The organism is Mesorhizobium sp. M1399 (assembly GCF_040317735.1).
GTDB lineage: Bacteria > Pseudomonadota > Alphaproteobacteria > Rhizobiales > Rhizobiaceae > Mesorhizobium.
On the sequence record NZ_JAMYKZ010000046.1, the window covers coordinates 1 to 6,121 of the forward strand.

Annotated in this window: 6 protein-coding genes and 4 pseudogenes; 7 read left to right on the plus strand and 3 right to left on the minus strand. The window is 60.5% G+C overall.

Features of this window, described 5'->3' with window-relative positions; all coding sequences use genetic code 11:
* Window positions 1-877 (plus strand): Ulp1 family isopeptidase (locus NKH05_RS32455; RefSeq protein WP_353027053.1); only part of this gene is annotated, 877 nt, incomplete at its 5' end.
* Window positions 878-971: 94 nt separating this feature from the next.
* On the opposite strand, the pseudogene NKH05_RS32460 reads toward NKH05_RS32455, so the two are convergent.
* A pseudogene (locus NKH05_RS32460) lies at window positions 972-1,076 on the minus strand (DDE-type integrase/transposase/recombinase); the annotation flags it as partial.
* Window positions 1,060-1,419, minus strand: a pseudogene (locus tag NKH05_RS32465) (ATP-binding protein); the annotation flags it as partial. The pseudogenes NKH05_RS32460 and NKH05_RS32465, both read right to left, overlap by 17 nt.
* Window positions 1,420-1,731: 312 nt before the next feature.
* Here NKH05_RS32465 and NKH05_RS32470 point away from each other — a divergent pair.
* Genes NKH05_RS32470 through NKH05_RS32480 form a run of 3 tightly spaced genes read left to right on the plus strand, consistent with a single transcriptional unit; the run spans window position 1,732 to window position 3,956 of the window.
* Window positions 1,732-1,905 (plus strand): hypothetical protein, encoded by a 174-nt coding sequence (locus NKH05_RS32470; protein WP_156933500.1) that lies wholly within the window; start codon window positions 1,732-1,734, stop codon window positions 1,903-1,905.
* A complete protein-coding gene (locus tag NKH05_RS32475) occupies window positions 1,889-3,565 on the plus strand; it encodes a recombinase family protein (protein ID WP_353017874.1) in 1,677 nt (558 codons plus the stop codon). The genes NKH05_RS32470 and NKH05_RS32475 overlap by 17 nt, the downstream gene beginning before the upstream one ends.
* Window positions 3,534-3,956 (plus strand): helix-turn-helix domain-containing protein, encoded by a 423-nt coding sequence (locus NKH05_RS32480; RefSeq protein ID WP_352973247.1) that lies wholly within the window; start codon window positions 3,534-3,536, stop codon window positions 3,954-3,956. The genes NKH05_RS32475 and NKH05_RS32480 overlap by 32 nt, the downstream gene beginning before the upstream one ends.
* A gap of 31 nt (window positions 3,957-3,987) precedes the next feature.
* On the opposite strand, the pseudogene NKH05_RS32485 reads toward NKH05_RS32480, so the two are convergent.
* A pseudogene (locus NKH05_RS32485) lies at window positions 3,988-4,127 on the minus strand (ATP-binding protein); the annotation flags it as partial.
* Window positions 4,128-4,220: 93 nt separating this feature from the next.
* Here NKH05_RS32485 and NKH05_RS32490 point away from each other — a divergent pair.
* The 3 genes and pseudogenes from NKH05_RS32490 to NKH05_RS32500 form a co-directional block, all read left to right on the plus strand.
* Complete coding sequence (locus NKH05_RS32490) at window positions 4,221-4,745, plus strand: hypothetical protein (protein WP_352608362.1); 525 nt, start codon at window positions 4,221-4,223, stop codon at window positions 4,743-4,745.
* Between the two features lie 584 nt (window positions 4,746-5,329).
* The gene (locus tag NKH05_RS32495) at window positions 5,330-5,635 is read left to right on the plus strand and encodes a hypothetical protein (protein ID WP_352608360.1); all 306 of its coding nucleotides are present in this window, start codon (window positions 5,330-5,332) and stop codon (window positions 5,633-5,635) included.
* Between the two features lie 154 nt (window positions 5,636-5,789).
* Window positions 5,790-6,121, plus strand: a pseudogene (locus NKH05_RS32500) (helix-turn-helix domain-containing protein); the annotation flags it as partial.

Sequence of the window (6,121 nt, forward strand, 5' to 3'; positions counted from 1 at the left end):
CACACCGCACGAGCTGCGCGACGACGCTCACTCTGCGCCGGCGTGGGCCGGCCCGCCGTCCTTTGCCGGCCCATCAACTCCCAAGCCGCCTGAGATTGAGTTTGATGGCTGGCAACACGGCTCCGGACTGGCCTCGTACGATGTGATCAACATCCTGGAGACCAGAGGGGTCGCGCCGACCTGGTACGCTCCATCGACACGCTTCTTGATCAATAATGGGCACACCCAAAATCCGCTGGACCCCAGTCAGCTTTACACGGCCGCGCTGCAGTCGGACGGTGTTCATCTCACTTTTCACCCTGGAGCTTGGCTCGACGACGAGCAATGGCTGGACGATAGCCACATCACAAGAGATTACAATCTCCTGGAGCGCGAGTTGCAGGTGACCAATCCGGATCTGGCCGCTCGGACGCGCCTCGTGGATCCCCTCGTAGCCCAGCGTCTGCGGGACAACCCCCACGAGGAGACCCACTGGGAGGGGATCTTGCGCGGCCGCGGCCGGCGCGGCACGGATACAGCCGACTTCCTGTTCCTGCCACTGAACGATGCCGATGCTGTTGATCCTCGTCTCCGCGGCAACCATTGGTCGCTGCTGCTCTTTGATCGCACGGACCGAGACAACCCGGTTGCCTATCACTACGACTCCTTGGGGGGATTCAACGACGGGATTGCAGCAGCGCTCGCAAAAAGGCTGGGCGCCACCGCGTTCAAAGGCAGCATCAACCGGCAGGATAACGGTTGGGATTGCGGCGTCTGCGTGCTGGACGCGACGCGGGAACTGGTTGGACGATTGGCACAAGGACTGCCGCAGCCGCAGCACCTCAATAACCTCGTTGCCGATCGGCGGGCACTCCAGGACCGACTGCGACCACCCTGATCGGCTCGCCTGCGCCCAACCTGGATGATGCCCTGGCGCCGATGGAGAGTTGAATTGGGCAACTGCTGACCGATACCGAAAGGGGGGGCTGAATGCCGACGCTGTCGAGGGCGCGATAAAGATACAGATACATCCAACGGCCGCGAACCTTGATATAGATCTCGTCCATATGCCACTTGCCGGTTGCGGTCCGCTTGCGTCAGGATGGCGTCGGCATAAGTCGGATTTCCGATGACGTCATGCCATGCTGACACGGGCAGTTGGCTGGTGATGATGGTGGAGCGGCGGCCGTAGCCATCCTCGAGGATTTCGAGGAGATCGTGGCGGGCCTGATCGTCGAGTGGTTCAAGGCCTCAATCATCAAGGATCAGCAATTGGACCCGGGCGAGCGTGCGTTGCAGGCGTGCGTAGCGACCATCGCCTCTGGCGAGCGCCAGGTTGGCGAACAGGCGTGGGACACGCTTATAGAGAACGGACCGGTCGTCCCGGCAGGCCTTATGCCCGAGCGCGCAGGCAAGCCAACTCTTGCCCAGGCCGGTCGGACTGGGCTCATAATGCCCGTTATCAGGATGGCGAGGCAAAGAAGATTGTCCGTTACGCCTTTCATCCACGTTCGGGCGGGGAGATTTTCGTCACAGGCCGTCAGCGTTATTGCGGTGAGCCGGCCTATGTCGGGCGACAACCGGATGGCAGCCTGGCGCTGATTCCGATCTGGATGACGGAAGAGATCGCCCTGACGATGGCGGTTCGCGAGGCGCCCCGTTTTCCCCTTTCATGCCTGCGCGACCTGCGCCGCGAGGTCGATGCATGTCTACGTTTTCTGCAGAGCGACTCACGCCAGCCAGGAGACCACCATGCAGCGCAGGCAATGCCGAACCGACCAGCCAGACCTGTTTTCCAAGAAGGCTCCGCCATCGAGTCTTCCAGGCGAAGTCCGGGAACGCACCCTCCCGCTGATCGAGACCTTGCTGAGGGAAGCGGTGGTGAGCCAGACGGGACGGGAGGCAGATCATGAAGATCACCGCTGAACATCTCGCGCGCGGTGCCTATGTCTATGTCCGGCAGTCGACGGCCGATCAACTCGTCAACAATCCCGAGAGCCGGCGACGCCAATATGGCCTTGCCGAGCGAGCGCGGTCCCTTGGCTGGAAAGACGCCATCGTCATCGATGAAGATCTCGGTCGTTCAGGGTCTGGCATCAGCCGTCCGGGCTTTGAGAAGCTTCTGGCGGCGATCTGCGAAGGTCGGGTTGGTGCGGTTCTCGCCATTGAAGCCTCCCGGCTGGCCCGCAATGGCCGGGACTGGCATACGCTCATCGAGTTTTGCGGCCTTGTCGGAACGCTCATCATAGATGAGGACGGCATCTACGAACCGCGTCATCCCAACGACAGGCTGCTGCTCGGCATGAAGGGCACGATGAGCGAACTGGAGCTTTCGATCCTGCGGGCCCGCTCGATCGAAGCCCTGAAGCAGAAGGCACGACGGGGCGAACTTTTCCTGACGGTGGCGATCGGTTACGTCAAGTCGGGCCGGAACCGGGTCGAGAAAGACCCGGACCTGCGGATCCGCGAGGCGATCGATCTTGTATTCCGGCGTTTCGACGAACTGCAGAGCATCCGGCAGGTGCATCTGTGGTTGCGCCGCGAGGGCATTATGCTCCCTGCCGTAAATTACACGCGCGCGGCGGACAGGGCGATCGTCTGGAAGCTGCCCGTCTACAATACGGTGCACCACATTCTCACCAACCCGATCTACGCCGGCGCCTATGCGTTCGGGCGAACCTGCAGCAAAGTCACCATAGAGGCCGGACGCAAACGGATTTTGCGTGGGATCAGGCGCGATCGCGCCGACTGGGAGGTCTTGCTCATCGACCATCACGAAGGTTACCTGAGCTGGCACGATTTTGAGAGGAATCAGCGCCTGATCACGGACAATGCCACAAGCAAAGGCCTGGTGCCGCGCGGTGCTCTTCGCCGGGGCGAGTTGCTGCTCGGCGGTCTCTTGCGCTGCGGCCATTGCGGCCGCAAGCTGCATGTCTCCTATTCCGGCAGCAACGGCAATACGGGGCGCTATCATTGCCGCGGAGCGCAGGTCAACCACGGAACCGACCCGTGCATCGGCTTCGGATCGTTGCGGGTCGATCAGGCGGTCAGCGCGGAGGTTCTTCAACGCCTTCAACCGCTCGCCATGGAAGCGGCGATCAAGGCCATCGAGACCTCCACCGTGCAGGCTGGAGAGAAGCGGCGCCATGTGGAGCTCGCACTCGAGCAGGCACGTTATGAAGCCGCCCATGCACGCCGCCAGTATGACGCCGTCGACCCGGACAACCGGCTTGTAGCAGGCGAACTGGAGCGACGCTGGAATGCCGCGCTCGTAGCCGTCCGCGAGCGTCAGGACGAGCTTGACGCGCTCGACCGCCACAAGCCTGAGGCTCTGGGAGAAGAGGAACGGCGGAGCCTGCTGCGCATGGGCGCCGATCTCGAACTGGCACGGCATCATGCCAACGCCACCGCCACCACGCGCAAGCGGATCATCCGTGCCGTGATCCGCGAGATTGTCGTCGCCATCGAAGACGACCACATCAAAATGCTGGTGCATTGGCAGGGCGGCGACCATACCGCGCTTTCGGTCAGGAAGACAAGGCAGGCCATCACCGTTGGGGCGCCCCGCCGGACATCGAGGACCTGATCCGTGCCCTGGCACGCCAATTGCCGATAGAGCGATCGCATCGCTTCTCAACCGGCTCGGCAAAACCACGGGTCGTCTCAACGGATGGACGCAGTCCCGTGTCTGCACTTTCCGCAACCAGCACGACATCGCCGTCTACAAAAAGGACGAACGGTCGGAGCGCGGCGAGTATACATTGCAGGAAACGGCTGCGAAGCTCGGCCTGCGGCCAATGACCGTGCTGCGCATGATCCGCGCCGGCGATCTGAAGGCCGAGCAGTATTGCAAGGGTACGCCTTGGATCATCCGTCATGAAGATATCGAGCAACTCGATATCCAGCACCATTCCGGCAGGAGCGGACACAGTCCATTATCACAATCACAGGATCAGCAGATCCAGCTTTTTCAATAACATAGCGAGGTGTGCATTATGTCGTGGGATCGGGGCCGCCGATGAGCACGGCGTTGCGCTGGTCGGCGACGAACTCGCAACGATGAAGTTGCCGCACCAGTGCCTCTTTACCTCGCTGCTGGCGAAGTCAAAGCCGTTGAGATCACGATAGGCTGGAAAGCGAGCTATCTTGTGCCCGCATAACGCGATGCGGATTTTGCATGGCAAGGAACGGTCGGTCTGAAATAACATCAGCAGTCGCGCAATGACCTAAGGAGCGACGCGATGCAAGGCAGCAGGCAAGGGGTGGGGGCAAATTCCGAACAAGACGGTGAAGACACCCTTAAGTGGATTGAATGCTTGACCGGCTCCTCGTCCGGCGAAGCGGCGCTGAAACAAATTTTACGAGCCTGGACGAAGGAAGGGGAGCAGGAGCAAGATGAGGAGCGGCAAGAGGCAATGGCACGGATCGAGGCTTGGCTCGAAACAGGCAATTTCCGAGCCGAGCTGAACTTGACATCGCTGTCCCTGACGGCACTGCCCCCCAGACTACCGGCCAACCTCCAGTGGCTCAATGCCAATGACAACCGGCTGACCAGGCTGCCCAACAATCTCCCACCCGGTCTGCGAAAGCTCGATGCCGGTAGCAACCAACTGATCAGGCTGCCTGAGTTTCTTCCGGGGATGCTCGACGTGCTCCACGTCAACAGCAACCGCTTGACCGAGTTGCCCGCGCGCCAGGGCTCAGAGACCTTGGCGTCATCCAGAACGAAATCGCGCTCCTGCCGGAAAATCTCCCGCCCGAGCTAACGGATCTCTGGGTCGGCGGCAATCAACTAACTAGCCTTCCTGAGCGCCTTCCGGCGAGTCTCAAGAGACTCCAAGCCGACGACAATGAACTCGCCAGCCTACCCGAGAACCTCCCGGCCAGCCTAACGTTCCTCAGTGCGGGCAACAATTCTCTGAGCGGCTTGCCCGCTAACCTACTGACGGGGCTGGAGCAGCTTAGTGTCATGGGAAACAACCTGCGAGGAACTGGCAATTCGCAAACCGCACTGCCGTACATTTTGGAGCGCCTTAGTCCTAATTGCATGGTTAACCTGCTTCGCAATCCGCTCCCAGATCGAATGCGGGAGTACCTGCGCGGCCAGAGGGGGAGGAACTTTCCGGAGATCAGTTGCTGATGCTGCTCGAGAAAAGATGCGGAAAACTACGTTCGTGCAGTTTGAGTGAAAAACCTTTTGCCGAGGTCATAGGGGTCCGCTATAGGGGTCGAAGTGATTTCCACGTGGTCCCCCTAAGTATTGCGCGCTACCTAAGACTGCAGCTGACAGGCTTCAGTGCGTCAGATCTGGATCGAGGACAATGTCGCTACTCGGCGGAGGAAATGTGTGATGGATAAGCAAAACAGACCTGTTGTTTACATTTCGGGTGTAGACGAACGAAAGCTTGGCGCCGCTCTGATCGCTGTTCAATCGGCATTTAGTGTCGCGATTAAGGAACTATCGAAGCTTCACAAAGGGAACAGTCCTCAGTGGTTCGAAGAACTGGAGGAGGTGGTAACCGCTGAGGCAAAAGCCACAGTCACCTACGGCATCCCGCTGGATGTCGAGGTGGAAAGCCTCAAATTCGGCATCGACGTCCTTCGGGCGATCTTGGATGCAAGCCGCGCTGAGCTTGGCTTTGCAGCGAAGGAATAACCATTAATACATGGCCTGGGGGCCAGAGATGAGTCGCAATCATCACATACTCAACGGCCCCGCCTCTTGGAAAGGCGGCACTAGTGGACTGATCGGGACGGAAGAGTCCGATTTGGGATTCCCCTCGTTGTCGCGGCATGCGACGGTGGGGAAGATGCGCACAGGTATCATGATCGACGTTACGGCATCCGACAGGGCTAGGCTTGAGGCGATCGTGGCGGCCCGAGGCTCGCCGCAGAAGCATGTCTGGCGAGCTCGGATCATCCTTTTGAGCAGCGAAGGCTTGGGAACTGTGGCAGTCATGGCGGCTACGGCCAAGTCGAAGACCTGCGTATGGCGGTGGCAGGAACGGTTCATGGCCGAGGGCGTCGACGGCCTGTTGCGCCGCCCGGCATCGCGCCGCTGAAAGCCGTGCTGGTCGACAACGTCGTCGCGCTGACGCTTGAGCCGCCTGCTCACGAAGCGACACACTGGACGGTCCGTGCG